General features: G+C 70.2%; 3 protein-coding genes. All 3 read right to left on the bottom strand.

Translation table 11 applies throughout. The features are described 5' to 3' along the window. Positions 1-97: 97 nt before the first annotated feature. The gene (locus G6028_RS11675; protein ID WP_194306987.1) at positions 98-454 is read right to left on the bottom strand and encodes an MSMEG_0570 family nitrogen starvation response protein; all 357 of its coding nucleotides are present in this window, start codon (positions 452-454) and stop codon (positions 98-100) included. A gap of 1 nt (position 455) precedes the next feature. Next, positions 456-1,346: a carbon-nitrogen hydrolase family protein gene (locus G6028_RS11670; RefSeq protein ID WP_179525784.1), complete on the bottom strand. Its 891-nt coding sequence runs from the start codon at positions 1,344-1,346 to the stop codon at positions 456-458. 4 nt (positions 1,347-1,350) lie between these two features. Beyond that, the coding region (locus G6028_RS11665; protein ID WP_182658968.1) for an MSMEG_0572/Sll0783 family nitrogen starvation response protein at positions 1,351-1,682 on the bottom strand (332 nt) is incomplete at its 5' end.

The following is a 1,682-nucleotide window of genomic DNA, read 5'->3' as shown; positions in this document are numbered from 1 at the left end:
CCCGCCGTACCGAGGTGATGGCTCACCGAGAGACCGGCCTGGCCGCCGCCGATGACGAGCACCGGGACATGGGAGCCGGGGGAGAACTGCGTGGTGCTCATGAGTGCTCCTGGGGGTCCGGCGAGGCGGAGGGCGCCTGCGCGGGGGGTGGGGATGCGGGGGGTGGGGATGCGGAGGGCAGCGGGGGGTGCATCGAGACGACCTCGACGAGGGCGTCCCCGGGGTGGGACCGGGACGCGGAGGCCACCCGTGCGGCGGTGTCCGCCGCCGAGCTGCACAGGAAGCCGTAGCGTTCGCGGACCCGCTCGCCCGCCTCGGTGAGCCCGTCGGTGGCCCGGCGGCGGAACTCGGCCACGCTCAGACGGTCGCCCACCGTGAGGTGGTCGTGGATCACCAGGCTGGGGGAGTAGTAGTCCCGGACCGTCCCGTCGGGCCACCGGACGGCGAAGCTCATCTCAGGCACTGGCGAGCGTCCTCTCGTCGGCCCGATCACTGACCTCGACCAGTGATCCGTACACGTCGGGGCGCCGATCGCGCAGGTGGAACATCCCGGCGCGCATGGCCGCGAAGGTCCCCGCCACGTCGACCTCGGCGACCGCCAGGCCCTCGTCGAGGGTGGTGGTGGCCAGGACGTTCCCGCCGGGATCGACGATCTTGGCGTTCCCGACGTACCGCAGGGACCCGAACGTCCCCGCCTGGTTGGAGGCCACCCAGAACACCTGGTTGTCCAGGGCCCGGGCGGAATCGAAGAGGTTGAACCGGTAGGTCCAGCGGTCCTCCTGGAGGTTGGCGGCGGTCGCGGTGCGTGCCGCCGGCCACGCGGACAGGGAAGCGATGATCTCGGCGCCCTGCAGTGCCATGACGCGTGCGGCCTCGGGGAACGCCTTGTCGTAACAGATCTGCAGGCCCACCCGACCGACCGGGGTGTCGAACACCCGGTAGTCGCCGCCGGAGGCATAGGACATGTTCTCCCCGAGGGGCTGGTGCACCTTGCGGTAGGTGCCGTAGACGCGGGTTCCGTCGAGGACGGCGGCCGCGTTGTAACGGCTCACCCCGTCGTCGTCGAGCTCGCAGAACCCGATGGCCACCACCAGGTCTCCGATGATCTCCTGCACCCGCGCGATCTCGGGGCCGTCGAGCCGGATGGCGGGGGGCAGTGATCGCGAGGTGGGCGTGGTGTCGCCGTGGTTTCCGAGGCTGGAGAGGTAGCCCCCGATGGCGGCCTCGGGAAAGACCAGGAAGTCGACGCCGCTCTCGCGGGCGATCTCCGTGTAATGGGCGATGGTCCGGTAGTTCTCCTCGAGGTCGCGGCCGAAGTTGGCGGCGACCGAGCCGATGGTCGTCATGGCATCAGACCATGTAGGTCGAGTTGATGATGGCGCCCTTACGGGCGTAGTGGATCAGGGCGTCCTGCACGTCGAGCGGGTGCGCGGGGATCACGCCCTCGATCAGGTCCTCCTCGCGACCGCCGTGGAGACCGAGCCCGAAGCGGCAGCAGAACACGGTTCCGCCCTCGGAGATGAACGACTCGAGGGACTCGTTGATGTTCTGCTCGCCGGGGAAGCCGGAGTCCCCGGTGGTGGGGAATCCGCGGGTGGCCAGGCAGTTGATCGCGCCGGGGCCGTAGAAGTAGATGGCCGACTCGAATCCCTTGCGCAGGGCGCGGGTGGCCTGGAGGACGG

The sequence above is a fragment of the Dietzia cercidiphylli genome, from assembly GCF_014145145.1.
GTDB lineage: Bacteria > Actinomycetota > Actinomycetes > Mycobacteriales > Mycobacteriaceae > Dietzia > Dietzia natronolimnaea.
Note: the sequence above shows the minus strand (reverse complement) of the source record. Positions and strands in the feature narration are given on the sequence as shown.